The organism is Pelagibius sp. Alg239-R121 (assembly GCF_947331435.1).
Taxonomy (GTDB): Bacteria; Pseudomonadota; Alphaproteobacteria; order Kiloniellales; family Kiloniellaceae; genus Denitrobaculum.
Map to the genome: position 1 here is coordinate 431,401 of NZ_CAMZOF010000006.1, position 15,672 is coordinate 447,072.

Annotated in this window: 13 protein-coding genes; 4 read left to right on the forward strand and 9 right to left on the reverse strand. The window is 56.6% G+C overall.

All coding sequences use genetic code 11. The annotated features are described in order from the left end of the window. Window positions 1-70: 70 nt before the first annotated feature. Both QMZ18_RS21060 and QMZ18_RS21065 read right to left on the reverse strand, forming a co-directional pair. Window positions 71-970 (reverse strand): hypothetical protein, encoded by a 900-nt coding sequence (locus QMZ18_RS21060; protein ID WP_282608316.1) that lies wholly within the window; start codon window positions 968-970, stop codon window positions 71-73. Between the two features lie 351 nt (window positions 971-1,321). After that, window positions 1,322-2,221, reverse strand: a complete 900-nt coding sequence (locus tag QMZ18_RS21065) for a TauD/TfdA family dioxygenase (RefSeq protein WP_282608317.1) — start codon at window positions 2,219-2,221, stop codon at window positions 1,322-1,324. A 109-nt stretch (window positions 2,222-2,330) separates the two neighbouring features. Here QMZ18_RS21065 and QMZ18_RS21070 point away from each other — a divergent pair, with 109 nt between their 5' ends. Then, window positions 2,331-3,275 (forward strand): LysR family transcriptional regulator, encoded by a 945-nt coding sequence (locus QMZ18_RS21070; RefSeq protein WP_282608318.1) that lies wholly within the window; start codon window positions 2,331-2,333, stop codon window positions 3,273-3,275. A gap of 841 nt (window positions 3,276-4,116) precedes the next feature. Here QMZ18_RS21070 and QMZ18_RS21075 read toward each other — a convergent pair. Further along, on the reverse strand, window positions 4,117-5,196 hold the full coding sequence (locus QMZ18_RS21075) for a hypothetical protein (protein WP_282608319.1): 1,080 nt from the start codon (window positions 5,194-5,196) through the stop codon (window positions 4,117-4,119). Between the two features lie 321 nt (window positions 5,197-5,517). Between QMZ18_RS21075 and QMZ18_RS21080 the strand changes: the two genes are divergently transcribed. Further along, a complete protein-coding gene (locus tag QMZ18_RS21080) occupies window positions 5,518-6,747 on the forward strand; it encodes an MFS transporter (protein WP_282608320.1) in 1,230 nt (409 codons plus the stop codon). 4 nt (window positions 6,748-6,751) lie between these two features. Here QMZ18_RS21080 and QMZ18_RS21085 read toward each other — a convergent pair whose 3' ends face one another. Then, complete coding sequence (locus QMZ18_RS21085) at window positions 6,752-8,059, reverse strand: cystathionine gamma-synthase family protein (RefSeq protein ID WP_282608321.1); 1,308 nt, start codon at window positions 8,057-8,059, stop codon at window positions 6,752-6,754. A gap of 140 nt (window positions 8,060-8,199) precedes the next feature. On the opposite strand from QMZ18_RS21085, the gene QMZ18_RS21090 reads away from it, so the two are divergent. Continuing rightward, on the forward strand, window positions 8,200-8,667 hold the full coding sequence (locus QMZ18_RS21090) for an Lrp/AsnC family transcriptional regulator (protein ID WP_282608322.1): 468 nt from the start codon (window positions 8,200-8,202) through the stop codon (window positions 8,665-8,667). 187 nt (window positions 8,668-8,854) lie between these two features. After that, complete coding sequence (locus QMZ18_RS21095) at window positions 8,855-9,739, forward strand: sterol desaturase family protein (protein ID WP_282608323.1); 885 nt, start codon at window positions 8,855-8,857, stop codon at window positions 9,737-9,739. A 5-nt stretch (window positions 9,740-9,744) separates the two neighbouring features. On the opposite strand, the gene QMZ18_RS21100 is transcribed toward QMZ18_RS21095, so the two are convergent. The 5 genes from QMZ18_RS21100 to QMZ18_RS21120 all read right to left on the reverse strand — a co-directional run bounded on the left by QMZ18_RS21100 (window position 9,745) and on the right by QMZ18_RS21120 (window position 15,574). After that, window positions 9,745-10,332 carry a PAS domain-containing protein gene (locus QMZ18_RS21100; protein WP_282608324.1) on the reverse strand — a complete coding sequence of 196 codons (588 nt, stop codon included), beginning with the start codon at window positions 10,330-10,332 and terminating at the stop codon, window positions 9,745-9,747. An 83-nt stretch (window positions 10,333-10,415) separates the two neighbouring features. Then, window positions 10,416-11,789: a phosphotransferase family protein gene (locus QMZ18_RS21105; RefSeq protein WP_282608325.1), complete on the reverse strand. Its 1,374-nt coding sequence runs from the start codon at window positions 11,787-11,789 to the stop codon at window positions 10,416-10,418. Between the two features lie 56 nt (window positions 11,790-11,845). Further along, window positions 11,846-13,042, reverse strand: coding sequence for an acyl-CoA dehydrogenase family protein (locus tag QMZ18_RS21110; protein WP_282608326.1), 1,197 nt, complete (start codon window positions 13,040-13,042; stop codon window positions 11,846-11,848). 51 nt (window positions 13,043-13,093) lie between these two features. Next, window positions 13,094-13,864 (reverse strand): glucose 1-dehydrogenase, encoded by a 771-nt coding sequence (locus QMZ18_RS21115; protein WP_322097252.1) that lies wholly within the window; start codon window positions 13,862-13,864, stop codon window positions 13,094-13,096. Window positions 13,865-13,903: 39 nt separating this feature from the next. Next, window positions 13,904-15,574, reverse strand: coding sequence for an acyl-CoA synthetase (locus QMZ18_RS21120; protein ID WP_282608327.1), 1,671 nt, complete (start codon window positions 15,572-15,574; stop codon window positions 13,904-13,906). Window positions 15,575-15,672 lie beyond the last annotated feature (98 nt).

Consider the following 15,672-nt stretch of genomic DNA (forward strand, 5'->3'; position numbering starts at 1 on the left):
TCAGGATTGGACGAAGCCCTGGCCCGGCGATTGTTCGCGCAGCCGCACTTCGACACTCACTGGATTTCTTTTAGACGACCGAACTCTGCACGGGTAGCAGAGGAATGTCCACGTTCGCACTGATGAGGGAATTCGTCATCAGAATTGGATGGTTGTTTTCGTCTCGCCAGAAGGTGCGCAGGCATTTATATCGGCTGCGCCGGTTTTCCCCGGTCGGACGCCGTATCCGCGCATCGATATGCTCGTATTGCGGCAATCCCGTCTGCCGCATCACGGCAAGCGCCTTCGCGACCCAGGCGCCATAACCGGAATCGAACTGCTGTTCGACCGGCAATCCGATGCCCTCATGGGGCCAGGCCGTTCCGTAAACGGTAAAGTCGTTCCCGATGAAGGTGAACTTTCCGCTGTCGTTCTTGTTGGCTGGTTCAATCAGCAGGGTCCGGGACAGAAGCCCGAATTCTCTGAGCAAAGGGATGGTCGTCGCGTTAAAGACACCCATCGACTCACGCCAGACCTTCAGCAGGTTACTCAGCCGGCGTGCCTCGGCACCCCTTTCGCTAAAGAGGATGTAAGGATCCTTCGCGGAGGCGAAAAACTCATATTTCCGCCGAAGCTGCTCCGCGGACTGCGCGATCTCCATGATACGCATGCTTGCTGACGCACCATCCGTGAGCCGCTCGTCATGCCAACCGTGGAACTCGTATTTGAGGACAACTGTCTTGAGTTTCGGGATCAGCAGCAGTGCACAGACCGCTGTGACCGCCTCATCAGCCATCTCCATGGCGCGGAAGGTCAGTTTGATTTCTGCCCGCGACACAGAGTAATCAACGCCGATCCAGCCTTTTTCCCGAACCGCGTGATGGATAGCATCAAATTCAGTAGGCGCCTCTTCGTCCGACTGCCGGGCACCGTGACCCACCACTGGACAGCGCTTACCGTCATTGGTGATCAAAAAACTTTCTTTACGCATCGCCGATGTACCAACCGCCTGTTTGACCGAAGTATAGAAACTTTAATCAACGGTTGCTAGGTCCTATTTATATCAACCAGAGAAATACAGATGGCTCTAGTTCATAACAACCATAGGAAGAATTGTATTCTTAATTCATTAAGCCGAACGACTACTTCAGTAATCTCCTGACACGACAAGAGCTTTAGTGTGTTTTTAGGATATTTTTTGGTTGCAAAGATTTGCTATTCACCAGTCATTGGTTGTGTTTTGTTAGCTCTTTACGAGCTTCCACTTTTATTTGCGGTTGTCCGCCATTTCGAGGCGGCATCAATCTAACCGAAGGCACCGGTTCTGCTCTGATCCAAAAAACTACACCTGGAGATTTACCAATGCCGTGCGCGCGGCATCCAGGCCGTCGGTGCCTTGCAATGAACAGCAGACGCTGGCCAGTGTGCGCGGCTGGTCGTAGGGCCAGGGTGTTCCCCGATGCAATGTCGCACGCTGATCCCAGAGCAAAACATCGCCAACTTTCCATTTGTGGGAATAGGTGAACTGCGGCTGTGTGCAAAAGGCCATCAACTCTTCGATCAGGCTTTTGCCCTCTGACTGAACCATGCCTTCCACCTGATACACATGCGAGGCGATATACAGTGCTTCTTTGCCATTCACGGGATTGGCCCAAACAGCGGGCCAGCGCTGTGGCGGCCACTTGTTGAACATTGATTGTTGCGCAAGTTTTGGCGAAATCAATTCGCGCGAGCGCCTATAATTGTGGCCCAAAATTTTGCCCCGGATACATTCCCTCAAAGCTTCGGGCATGCCGGCCCAGGCGGCGCGGCTCGAGGCCAGTTCGGTTTCTCCGCCGGTTTCCGTGACAACTTTGGCTGCCAGAATATTGCACAGCGACGGAGTGGGCATGAATGTGGAATCAATATGCCACAACTGATTCGCCTTCAGATGCAGCGTATGCATGTCCATTTCGCCGGTTACGCGGCCGTCCGCGATTTGATTGCTGACTGGCGAGACCCCAAGCTCTTCGCCGGGCTTACGGCTGTCGGCCATGCGGTCTTCAATTGGGCCGAACATTCTGGCCAGGCGCAGATGATCTTCTGCCGACAGCTCCTGATCACGAAACAGAAGGGCTGAATGCTCTTCAAATAACGCCCGGAGTACCGGATACTCCTTGTCCTCCGCGATCTTTGACAGATTTAGGTCGTGCACCATAACCCCAAAAGTATCGGTCAATGGCGTTACCTTGAGGGAAGTCATATTGGGTCGCATTTGCTCGTCCGCGCATATGTGGATCTGCTGAAAGCTTAAGCAAAGAGAGCTGTCATATAAACTTGCTGTTTTTCTATCGGTTGCATAGCGTGAGCGTATGCCATCCCGGTTTCATCGCGTTCGTCATTTGCTCACCACCCTACCGGTTCTCGAAGCCGCGGCGCGCAATGGCAGCTTTACCCGTGCAGGTGATGAGCTTGGATTAAGCCAGCCCACTGTCAGCCGTCATATTGCCAATCTCGAGGCTGATCTGGGCGTGACTCTCTTCACGCGACAGCATAACCAGCTCACACTGACTCGTGAGGGACGTGCACTGGCAGATGCCATCGAATTGGGACTGTCGCATATCGACGCTGCAGCCCGGCAGGTGTCGATCACGCAAAAGCAGCTAGGTCTGACGCTGGCCTGTACACATAGTTTTGCTCATGGGTGGCTGTTACCGCGCTTTTCCAGCCTGAGACGCGCCACCAATCAAGCTCCCATCCATCTGGTCGTATCTTACTGGCTGGAGGATGTGGACCTTGATGAGATCGACTTGGTCATCAGTTGGCGCACTCGCGGCTGGACGGACTGGCCCCGCCTGGCCCTGTTTGACGAGGTCACATATCCTGTGTGTTCCGCCGCATTTCTGGCTCAACACCCCGGGATAAACTCGGGAGATAGCAATCCTTCGCAATTGTCGCAGGCGCCACTCTTGAACTATGTCGAGCGAGACAGCGATTACGTCAGCTGGGAAAATTGGTTCAGCCATTTTGGCTGTTCATATGTCCAGGCGCCGGATGCTTATCGCTTTTCAAACTATCACTTCATGATTCAGGCGGCGATTGATGGTGAAGGAATCGCGCTCGGATGGCATCACCTGGTGGCAGACCAGATTGCTGCTGGAAGATTGTGCCGTGTTGGGCCCGCATACAAACATCGCAATGCAGCTTACACGCTGGAGTTCCGGGACGACCGGAGCGCGCCGGATCGCTTATCACCGGTGCTTGAGTGGTTTCGGGCCGAGGCTTCAAAAACACCGGAGATTTCCATCGACAGATAGATTTGTTCGAAAACTCGCCGATGCGGCCAAAGCGATTGGCCAGACAGTTCACGACTTGGGCCAAGTCGAACGGCAAAGCCAATAACCGCTTTTCTAACTCAATTTCTCGGAAAAAATCTCACCGCTGAGACACTATTGAAGAGTTGCGGGTCGGTCAGTCATAGACTGCCGGAATTCCCATTCCTGCTTTCCGGTGCGGCTTTTGTCTGCCGGCCGAAACCACCCCGCCCTAGCATTTATATTGAACTGCCCAACGACAGCCAGACTCTTCCCCGTCCTGACAGCGCCGTCGTTCTTACCTGATGCACAAGATTAGGGGGGGCTTGGCATCGCGAACCGCGCCTTGTCAGGACGAGAAAGTTTCCGACTGAATGTTTGGAGTGGAACTTTTTTATGTTCCGGATAGCGGTGCTACATGCCTTAAAGAAAAATAGAGCTTAGCGGGCCATAACCTCGAATGCCGTCACCCATCCAAAGGTCAGTACGAACAGGAAGAAGCAGAAGCTTCCAACGGCGGCAATGCTGCTGAGGAGCATGTCGAGATTTCTTGTTCGTTCTTGAATCACTGTAAGTCCTCCATCTGCGTCTTGTTGAAAGCAGGATAGGAGATAAGGATTCTTGAATCAAGAACAAAAAGAGAACATTAAGAAATCATATAAGGAACATAGCGTGTGATCGGTCTTGAACGAAGCGAGCAAGACCACGAGGGACTTCTAACCATATGAATTAAAGGATGTTTCCCGCCTGTCACGAAACCGGCGAAAAGCGATCAAAGCGATTTTGCCAAGCGCGGCCCATCGGCAGCGCACTCTGTCGTGGAAAAATCAGACCTAAAGAGAAATTAGACGCTGATGTCGACGGGCTCGAGCAATTCGAAGGGGACAGCGGTGGGCTCGTTCGTCAATTGGTTGACGGACGTCTGTTGGGCCGGGGCTTGCTGGGCTTCTGCCGCGGGCTGTGAGATCCGCACCAGGATATCAAGCCGGAAGCGTTGCACCGCTGTACTGGCTTCTGTCGGCTGCTCGTCGGTGGGTGAGGAAATCAGGACAAGCGATCCGGCTTCACCGTCGTCATCCGATGTTTCCTCGATATCGTCCGGAGATTTGAGGCGGGTGACCGCGTCGACGTCATCGTCGTCTGTCTCTTTGGCCGCCGGCTGGACGACCGCCCTCTCCTGCTCCCCGGCCGCAAGCTGCAGGCCGTTGAAGAAGGAACCGCCGAGAAGCTGATCAAGATCAATCTGCCCGCCATCGCTGTTCAGCAGGGTTCCGGCACCGACATCATTCACGAAATCGCCGGTACCGACTTCCACTGAAATCGAAACCCGGACAACACTGGCCTGGAACACACCGGTCTCGGCATCGTAGGAAACTTCAAGCTGTTCGGCCACAAGAGACGCGCCGTAGTAGAAATCACCATCGCTCTGCTGGGCGCGGGTTTCCTGGGCGGTGATCTGGCTCAATTCAAGCTGGAAGGACTCGCGCTGAGTGGCGCCGGTCACGGCGTCCCGCGCGGCATTGGCGGCACTTGCTGCCTTGCTCGCATCGAGACCCAGGGCGGTGAAAGCCTTTTCAAGCTCGTTTCTGAGTTCCTGAATGGCCCCGGAGACGGCCTGTCCCAGATTGTCGAGGCCGAGGCCTTTGGCATCATTGTTTTCGCTTGCTCCGCTCGCCCCTTTTTCCTGGCCATAGGCCTGAAGACGGGCGCGTGCGGACAGCCTCAGTGTCGTGGCATCGCGATCGAAGCGATCGAACGAACCGCCCTCTCCGTCGCTTTTCTCGAGTGCGGGAACGGCGCCTGCGGGGTTCTTTGCTTCAGAGGCAGAGTCGGAGGATGCGGGGAGACCCAGGGAATTAGCGTGCAGCCGGTCTCGGGTCTGCTGCAGCAGATCGGAAGCCTGATTCATCAAAGCGGACAGCATACCTTGCGTCTCCTCGTCGCAATGCGTAGCGGTCCATGACGAATTGGATATGACCGCTTGGATTTATCTAAAACATGATCCTGCGCGTGCGAACTATAGGTGCACGACCTTGAAGAAGCGTTAATTCACGCCGTTTTTCCGTGATCAATCACGAAAGCTTAAGCAGATATTGCGATTTTAAGACCTTGATTATCGGCGAGTCTGTGTCATGAACGAAACTTGTTCTCAGCACTACCCTCCGACTTTTGACGTCGACTGCCGAAAGTTGACGCCATTCGTAACCTCTTGCTGTGTTCCGCCCGCATTTGGACACTTTATTGTATGAGCTACCTGTCGTTCATATTCGCCAATCCGCGATTTCTGGGTTTTGGCCTGTTTCTGACCTTTGCGTCGAGTTTCGGGCAGACCTTTTTCATCTCGTTGTTCGGCAACGAATTGCGGAGCGACTTCGGGCTGAGCCACGGCGAATTCGGCAGCGTCTATTCAATAGCAACCCTGAGCAGCGGTTTCTTGCTGATCTGGGTTGGCCGGGCGATCGATCGTTTAGATCTTAGGATTTTCACCGCTTTGGTCATTCTCGGGCTTGCCGCGGCCTGTCTGACCATGGCAAACGCGACTTCGGTCGCGTTGCTTTGCCTGGCGATCTTTGGGTTGCGGCTTTGCGGCCAGGGTCTCTTAGGGCACATCGCCTTGGTCTGTATGGCACGTTACTTCAAGCGCGCGCGCGGTAAGGCGGTCAGTCTGGCGACTCTCGGTTACCCCTTGGGCGAAGCCGCCCTGCCCTTTATTGCGATCGCGGTTTTGGGGGCTTACGGCTGGCGGTCTTCCTGGAGTCTCTTTGCTGCAGCCGTCGTGGTCGTGATTCTGCCGATCGCGATGGTCCTTTTGAGTTCGGCGCCCCATAAGAGGGTCTCGGAACCCGAATCCGCCCTGCCGGGCAACGAGCGCAAGCGAGTCAGCAGGGAATCATCCCTGCGGGAGGTTCTGCGTGACAGCCGCTTTTACCTGGTCCTGCCGGCGGTGCTGGCGCCTTCTTTCATTACGACCGGAATGTTCTTTCATCAGCGCCACCTGGCCGATGTAAAGGGTTGGTCTCTCGAATTGCTGGCAACGGCCTTTATCGTCTTTGCCATCAGCCAAAGTTTAACCGGACTCTGCGCAGGTCAGGCAATCGACCGTTTCGGTGCGCGCCGCCTGCTGCCGGTCTTCCTGTTGCCCATGGGCGCCGCCATGCTGCTACTGTCCTTTTCGTCGGATCCTCTGGCTGCGACCCTCTACATGTTTGCAACCGGTGCGACGGCTGGTACTGGTGCCGCGCTCTTCGGCGCGCTCTGGGCGGAGCTTTATGGCGTGACCCATCTAGGGGCCATCCGTTCCTTCGTCACTTCCCTTATGGTTTTTTCGACGGCGCTGTCGCCACCCTTTATGGGCCTGCTGTTCGACGCCGGGACGTCCTTCGAAACCCTAACCATGGGCTTCTTTATCTACAGCTTCCTGGTTTCTGGGTTGTTATCCCTGGTGGTTCGCCGAAAAGCCTGGTCTGGCGTCTGACCGGCTATTCGGCCGCGGCCTGTCGTTTGATTACCGTGCGAAAAGCATTCTCCAAATCGGCGATCAAATCGTCTGGATGTTCCAGGCCGATTGAAAAACGGATCAGGCCTTCCTCGATGCCGACCTGATTGCGTACCTCATCCGGCACGCCGGAGTGGGTGGTCGAGGCTGGATGGCTGACCAGGGATTCCGTACCGCCGAGGCTGACCGCGGATTTGAAGAGAGAAAGGGCGTTGATGACGCTAAACGCCTGGCTGCGGGTTCCAGGGAAGACAAAGGAAAAGGTCGAGCCGCCTCCGCTGCACTGGCGTTTATAGACGGCCTGATAGATTTCGCCTTCCATGGCTTCGGGATGAAGGACACGGCCGGGAAGGTAGCTGTTGCCGGCGAGCCAGGCGGCAACCTTCAGAGCAGACGTCGCAGCCCGCTCCATCCGAAGGGTCAGGGTTTCCAGCGAGCGAGAGAGCATCCAACTGGTATGCGGGTCCAGGTTCAAGCCCATTGCGCCGCGGATCGCCCAGACCTTTTTGACCGCCTCTGCCTTGCCACAGACTCCGCCAGCGACCAGGTCGCTGTGCCCGCCGACATATTTGGTCAGTGAATAGACGGAAAGGTCGATACCGTGCTGGACCGGGCGCTGGAACACGGGGCCGAGCATGGTGTTGTCGATCACAGTTACGGGCCTGAGACCCGTATCTCTTTCCAGTTGCTTGGCGAGATTCGTTATCAGATCGAAATCGACGAGGGCATTCGTGGGGTTTCCAGGAGTTTCCGCGTAAATCATAGCCACCCGCCCAAGTGACTTGGCCTTTTCGGCCGCAGTGGCGAGTTCTTCATGGTTCAAGCCGTCGTGGAACTCGACCGATTGGATGCCGAATTCGGGAAGAATGTTACGAATCAGCACCTCGGTTCCACCGTAGAGTGGCGAACTGTGCAGTATGACGTCACCGGGGCGCAGAAAAGCCATGAAGGTTGCGGAGATGGCTCCCATTCCGCTCGACAACACCACTGCGGCCTCAGCCCCTTCCATGAGGGCAAGGCGGTCCTCGACGATCTCGACGTTGGGGTGATTGAAACGGCTGTAGATTAGGCCCGCCGTTTCGCCTTCGGGCAAGGGTTTGCGACCGGACGTGACGTTGAAGAATTCCTCGCCGTCCTCTGCAGTGGGAAAGACGAAAGTGGAGGTAAGAAAGACTGGCGGCTTCACCGCGCCTTCGGACAGACTGGGATCGTAACCATAGGACATCATCAGAGTCTCAGGCTGCAGCTCCCGCTCACCAATGCGCGTTTTTCCGTAGTTCGACTTGGTCATGACTCGCTCCATGCAATTCCACGGCGCCTTCGCTTTGAACGGGCCGGTGGAAAGCATTCTAGCGATTCTCTAGTAGTGTTATCGGCCTATTTCGGCTAAATAATATCTATATTTTAGTGTTTTTCTCTAATATTGATCTCATGAAACGAACCCTAGACCACTTTGATCGTAAGATTATCACAGCTCTCCAGATAAAGGGGCGCATGCCGGTTCAGGAGCTCTCCGAACGCGTTGGCCTTTCCCCGACCCCCTGTAAGCGCCGATTGAAGCTGCTGGAAGAAGCCGGTGTCATCCTTGGTTATAGCGCGGTGGTTGATCCCAAGGCTTGCGGCTTTTCCATCTCGCTCTATGTCTTCGTGAAGCTGGAAAACCGGAACCGGGACAACATCCGGCGCTTTGAAGACGCGATCCGGCGGATCGATCATGTCCTGAACTGTCAATTGATCACCGGTGCCTACGACTATCTGCTGACCATCCACCTGCCCGAAATGTCGGATTACGAAGCTGTTCTGCGTCAGGAGTTGGCGGACGTTCCCGCAGTTTCCGAAATCCAGACGTCCGTCGTCATCGGCGATGTGAAGGCGAAACGGGATTTTGTATTCGACTAGGTATGCTGAGATTCAAGAGTTTGTTGCGGCGATATCCAGAACCTCAATAATCCCTAATGCGGCCCGAAGCCTGTACGCGTGCGGTTTGGGAGAGACGTCACAGAGTCTTGAAGAGAATCGAAAGCTTTTGCAATTACATAGGCTTCGTTTACCATGCCGCGATTCTCCGGGGGATTCCGCCAGAAACATGATTCGCATCGTCTTTTCCTACCTGTCATGGCCGCTGCTTTTAGCGGTCTGTATAGGTTTTACCCAGCTCGGCATGATGAACGGTCATGGTGTGCTCACCTTCAACGCTGTCTATTTGAGCCTTGCCGTGACGCTCTTTTTCCTGGAGCGCGCCATGCCGCACGAGGCCAACTGGCTGCGGAATGACGGACAGATCCTGCCAGATCTTTCGCACACCCTGTTGAACAAGGGGTTGGTTCAGGTTTTAGTCGTGACGGCGACGGCAATGGGTGCCGCAGAGACGCTGGCACCGGAAGGCGGCGGGATCTGGCCGCGTGAATGGCCTCTTGCCGTGCAGGTCATCGTTGGACTGGTGGTTGCGGAATTCGGTCTCTACTGGGCACATCGTCTGGCTCACGAGATCCCCTATCTATGGCGCTTTCATGCCGTGCATCACAGTGTCAAACGCCTCTGGTTCTTCAACACCGGCCGGTTTCATTTTGTTGACACTGCGCTCAGCATTGTGCTCAGCCAACCGCTATTGTTCCTGGCCGGTGCGCCCAAGGAAGTGTTCATTTGGGTCAGTGGGATCACCGCCTTTATCGGTATCCTGACTCACTGCAACATCGAGATGCGTTTCGGCTTCCTGAATTACATCTTCAACACACCGGGCCTGCACCGCTGGCACCATTCGATGGACCTGCGCGAAGGCAATAAGAACTACGGCGAGAACCTGATGCTGTGGGACCTGCTGTTCGGAACTTACTTCGACGCACCGCGGCGCCCGCCAGCAGTCATCGGCATTCACGATCATATGCCCGAGAGTTTTGCCGGCCAGCTGATACAGCCGTTCAGCCCGCGGATACCGCCGTCAGACGCAACAGCTGAACGCACGAAAGCCTAAGAATTTTAGGAAATAGCCTGAGTTTGGGGCGGGCTTGGTGTCTGGATCGCGAAGAGCGCAGCCGGTTCGATGAGTTCGGGCTCGGTCAGCCAGATCGGCTTGGCCAGCGGCGTGCTTTTGTCGCGTACCTGTCCGACCAGAAGCATCGAGGGGATATCCTCATCGCCGTTTAACGGCAAAAAGATGCGCCTGACCATTTTGGGACCGCTATCGCCAAGATAGCCGTAAGAGAAGGCGCTGTAGACGCCTTCTGTACTGGTGGCGCCCAGGCGGTAGAGCTCGCTCAAATGCTCCAGATAAGGCGTTTTAGGCCCTCTTTCGTGGATGTAACGTCCCGTGAGGTCCGAACCCGGTGCAAAGGCGATGTCGGAGCCGGTCAGCCGGAATTTGATGCGTTGGCCGGCGTCGTAGCATTCGGCCAGAATGACGTAGGGCAGCAGATGCGGGATATCGATAGGATCCAGATTGCTGCGCAAGGGGATCGCGCTACCCAACCGCAAACCTGACCAATAGAGATAGAGATCCGCCAGCAGTGGATCGTCAATCTGATCAGGTGTGTCTTCCGACAGGCTATAAAGTGGCTGAGAGCACATCACGCCAGTCTACAAACAAACTCTTTAGATAAACTTGCCAGTAATACGCGAGGATTTTTTCTCGAGGTGCACCAAGGCGATGTTCAGCTGTCGAGGTTTCTGGAAATCTCTCCTAAAAGCGCAAGGTGCGTGGCGTTTTCGCCGTCCATGTCGCCGTTGCGAATTTGTGCGGCAAGCTTCTCATCTTTGGACGAAACTTGCTGTCCGGCTCCGTTTTCATTCGGTTCCAGATCTGACAAAACACAATCGAGCGCATCGCGGATCATACGGCCCGTTTCACGCCGATTGGCTGGCAACACCGGTTCAATCTCGTCCTGGAACAGCGTGGCGGCACTTGCGAGAATGCGCCTGCTTGCTTCGCGATCGGTCATGCTTCTTCCCTTCTGCGGCCTTGCCTGCGGGATATTGCTGTTCGCGGACTCCGGCGGTGGCATCCGGACCTCCCACATTTCCGGCGCCGTCATCTTAAGCAGCAACGCCTGTATCTGCGCAGGCCTGCGCCGCCCGGTCAGGGCCAGGTCGAGGCTGTCTTCCCTGCCCTCAAAAAAGCGGCTGCCCTGCTGCACTGCTATCACGGCCCAGCGAATATGGGCGAGCACCTCCCAGAACCGGACTGCTTGAGGATCGACCTTTGCACCGGATGCGTCCTGATAGGCCTGATAGAACACTTTCCTTGAGCCGATCCCGCCGGCCTCGAGATCAGGACGGTCAAAACGCCAGCAGGTTGCGCAGAACCAGCCGATGTCGCTCATGGGATCGCCCCAGGAGGCGAATTCCCAATCCAGGATTCCAGTCAGACGTCCGGTGCCGCCCGCTTCGGCTTCGACCATGTAGTTGCCTGTGCGGAAATCACCGTGCAGCAGGCATTCTTCATCCGGCTCGGCGGCGAGATGCTTTTCACACCAGCGCAGGCTCCATTCGAGGATGGGCCATCTGCCGGGAAGGTCATCGAGTTGCTGCCGCCAATGCCGAACCGCATTCTCTGCAGGACTTCCGAGTGGTTCGCGTAGGGTCACGAGTTCGGGTGGCAGGTGTTTGATGTTATGTATTTTTGCGAGCTGCTGTCCGAGTTGACACACCAGATCGGGATTACCGTCCTTTTCCCGGTTTAACGCCATGATCGCGTGGCCTCGCGCGCAACCTGCGACCTCCCGTGTGAGAAAGAAAGGTGCTCCGATCACTGCTTCGCTCTCGCAGATCCACAGGGGTTCGGGTACCAGGACACCGGCCGCCCAGGCCAAGCTCTGGATGTTGAATTCCTCAGATTTAGGCCGGCTGTCCGGTAAGGCCGTTTTGGCGTCCGTGCGCAGGACATAGCGCTCAGTTTGGCCGGCGTCCCGATCGCCAATGGCAACGACAAGTCGCCAGTTCTCCTGCACCGCGCCGCCTTCCAGGCGTTCGCAGGACAGGAGCCTGATATCGCTCCGGCCAAGCCTTTGTGCAATAAATGCGGTCAAGCCTGCCGCCGGCTGCGGGGATGATGTTCCCGGCCCTTCTCGCGGAAGGGAGTGATCTAGCGCCAGGACCAAAAATCCGAACCTTCTTTCATGTAGTTACGTGCCAGAACCATCTTGTGGACCTCAGACGCCCCATCGACCAGCCGCGCCTGGCGGGCGTAGCGGTACATCCATTCCAGCGGCGTATCCTTCGAGTACCCCCGGGCGCCGCAAAGTTGGATCGCGGTGTCGATGGCTTTATGAAGGGTTTCGGAGACTTGCACTTTAGCCATGGAGACCTCTTTGCGCGCAAAATCGCCAGAGTCCAGAGTCGCGGCGGCTTTCATGGTCAGCAGCCGTCCGATCTCGATTTCCATGGCGACTTCGCCCAGCAACCACTGTACGCCTTCATGTTCAGCCAGTTTACTGCCAAAACTGTCACGTTCACGCACGTAGGGCACTGCGATCTCCACCGCACGCTTAGCCATGCCGAGCCATCGCATGCAGTGGGTCAGGCGGGCCGTGCCCAGACGGATCTGGGTCAGCTTGAGTCCATCGCCGGCCTCCATCAGGCGGTTCTCGTCGGGGATCTCCAGATCTTCCAGGTGGACCTCGCAGTGGCCGCCGTGTTCTTCCGGTCCCATGATGGGAATGCGCCGGCCGACTCGGAAACCGGGCTGGTCGTGGGCGACCAAGAAGGCGGTCAGGCCTCTGCGTGGATCGTCCGAAGTTTTTGCGAGCAGGATGAAGTGCTTTGCTTCTGCCGCGCCGGTGATGAACCACTTGTGACCGTTGACGATCCAGCGGTCGTTCCGGCGCTCTGCACGGGTCAGCATGACCGAGGGGTCGGACCCGGAACCGGGGGCAGGTTCGGTCATGGCAAAGGCGGAACGGACCTTGCCGTCGATAATTGGCTGCAGCCAGCGTTCCTTCTGCTCCTCCGTGGCCACCCGGTTCAAGACGTACATGTTGCCGTCATCGGGCGCGGCGGAATTGAACACCACAGGCCCGAAGATGGAGCGGCCCATTTCCTCGTAGCAGGCTGCCATGCCGACTGTGGAAAGCCCGCCGCCGCCCCGTTCCTTGGGCATCTGTAGCGACCAGAGCCCTTCGGCCTTCGCTTTGGTACGGACCGTCTCCAACACATCCAGGCGGATGTTCTCATGTTCGTCGAAGTTGGCGCGGTCGTCTTCCAGCGGCAGGATCTCGTCGGCGACGAAGGAACGGATGCGCCGACAAAGCTCGGCGGTTTCTGAATTTAAAGCAAAATCCATGGCTTAGGCCTCTGGGTTAATCTGGTTTTTTGACGTTTCTACTGAGTGGAATTACACCGCCGCCGACTGTCCGCCGTCGATGGTAATGACGCTGCCGGTCATATAGCGTGAGGCTTCTGATGCCATCAGCAGGAGGGCGCCGTCCAGATCGCTTTCCTGGCCGAAGCCGCGCTGGGGAATTTTCTTCTTCAGGGTTTCACCGGCGGCAGAGTTGAGAAATTCGCGATTGATGTCGGTCTCGATATAACCCGGCGCCAGCGCGTTGACGCGGATATTATAGCGGGCCAGCTCGATCGACAGCGCCCTGGTCAGATTGACCACGGCGGCCTTGGTGGCGCAGTACCCCGCCAGGTGTCCGGTTGCGCGCATCCCCAGCACAGAGGCGATATTAATGATCGAACCGCCATGCCCCAACCGCGTCATGTGCTGGGCAACTTGCTGCGCCATATGCCAGACACCATTGAGATTGGTATCGATCACGCGGTTCCACTCTTCACGGTCAAGTTCCAGCGCTGGTTTCGAAATCGCGATGCCGGCGTTGTTTATCAGGATGGTGATCGGGCCCAGTTCGGTCTCGGCAGTTTCGATGCAGGCCCCGATCGAATCAGGGTCGGTGACGTCGAGGCGGACCGGGATGGCACGGCCGTCTTCCGCGCCGATTTTGCGGGCCAGATCACTCAAGGAATCCGTGCGCCGGGCCGCAAGCGCTACTTTGGCGCCGGCGGCGGCGAGGGTTTGCGCAAAGTGCCGGCCTAGACCGCTCGATGCACCGGTGACGATGGCGACCTGGCCTTCGAGATTAAAGAGAGAATTCATAGGCATAACGCGAAGATATCTCCATCAAACTGTTTCATCGCTCAGTCATAACTCCTGGGCTTGGTCTCGCAGCAGGTACTTCTGGATCTTACCGGTCGAGGTCTTGGGCAATGCGCGGAAGACGACCGTTTTGGGGATCTTGAAACCGGCCATGTTCTCGCGGCAGAAGGCAATAATATCTTCAGCGGTCGCGTCTTGACCTTCTTTCAAAGTCACAAACGCACAGGGAGTTTCACCCCATTTCTCATCCGATTTCGCAACCACGGCGGCTTCGAGAACTTTTGGATGACGGTAGAGCGTATCCTCGATCTCGAGACTGGAGATGTTCTCGCCGCCCGAGATGATCACGTCCTTGGCCCGATCTTTGATCTCGATGTAGCCGTCCGGATGCCGAACTGCCAGATCGCCGCTATGAAACCAGCCACCCGAGAGCGCAGCGCTGGTTGCTTCCGGATTCTTCAGATAGCCCTTCATCACGGTGTTCCCACGCAGCATCAGCTCGCCCATGCTTTCGGCATCCCAAGAACACTCCTCAAGACTCTCCGGATCGGCAACCATGATGTCTTCAAGGGTCACGAGGCTTACACCCTGACGCGCCATCATGGCCGCCCTGCCCGGTAGATCCAGCCTGTCCCAATTATCCTGCCAGGCGCAAAGCGTTGCAGGTCCGTAGGATTCTGTCAGGCCATATAGATGGAGGACTTGAAAACCATTGTTTTCCATAGCTTCGATCACGGCGCTTGGTGGTGCTGCGCCGCCGGTTGCGATCTCCACCTTGTGGTCGAAGGCTATTTTCAACCTATCCGGCGCATTGGCCAGCATGTTGAGCACGATTGGTGCGCCGCACATCTGGGTGACTTTGTGTTCATTAATCATCGGATAGATCAGGGCCGGATCGACCTTGCGTAGACAAACGTGTGTGGCACAAGCCGCAGTCACCGCCCAGGTAAAGGTCCAGCCGTTGCAATGGAACATCGGCAGGGTCCAGAGATAGACGCTCGCCGGAGAAAGACCGAAGGTGATCACATTGCCCAGGGCATTCAGATAGGCGCCCCGGTGATGGTAGACCACACCTTTGGGGTTACCGGTGGTCCCCGAAGTATAGAGCAGACAGATGGCTTGCCACTCGTTTTGAGGCTGGCCTGCCGGAAACGCTGCGTCGCCCTCGACCAGCAAGGTTTCGTAATCCAAATCGCCCAGGAGTTCGCCCGAGTCTGCAAGCGGATCATCGATATCCACGACCAGAAGATCGCTTTCGACGTCTTCGAGCGCCTTTGAAATGACCGGTGAAAATTCCCGGTCTGTGATCAGGACCTTAGCTTCCCCGTGCTTCAGGGTGAAGGCGATGGTGGCGGCGTCGAGCCGGGTATTCAGGGCGTTGAGTACGGCCCCCAGCATTGGAATACCATAGTGTGCTTCCAGTAAGGCCGGCACATTTGGCGCCATGACGGCAACGGTATCGCCCGGGCCGATCCCCCGCTTTGCCAGGGATGAAGCCAGCCGGCAGCTACGCTGATGGAATTCGCGATAGGTGAAGCGTTGTTCGCCATGAATGACGGCAATTTTGTCCGGGTAAACCTGGGCCGCGCGCCGGAGGAAGCTGACCGGTGACAGAGGCTCGAAATTTGCCGGGTTGGCGCCGAGACCGCGTTCGAAAATCGAGACCTCACCGGGCATCGCGCCAGTCCCCGCGTCAATTTCCTTCGAACCCGGCATTGCGCCTCCCAACCCGATGTCTTTCTTACTCCGCGATCCTGCCTTGTCCGCTGGACCGGGGTCACGATTAGGCGAGTATGCTTGAATGCTGGGGGAAG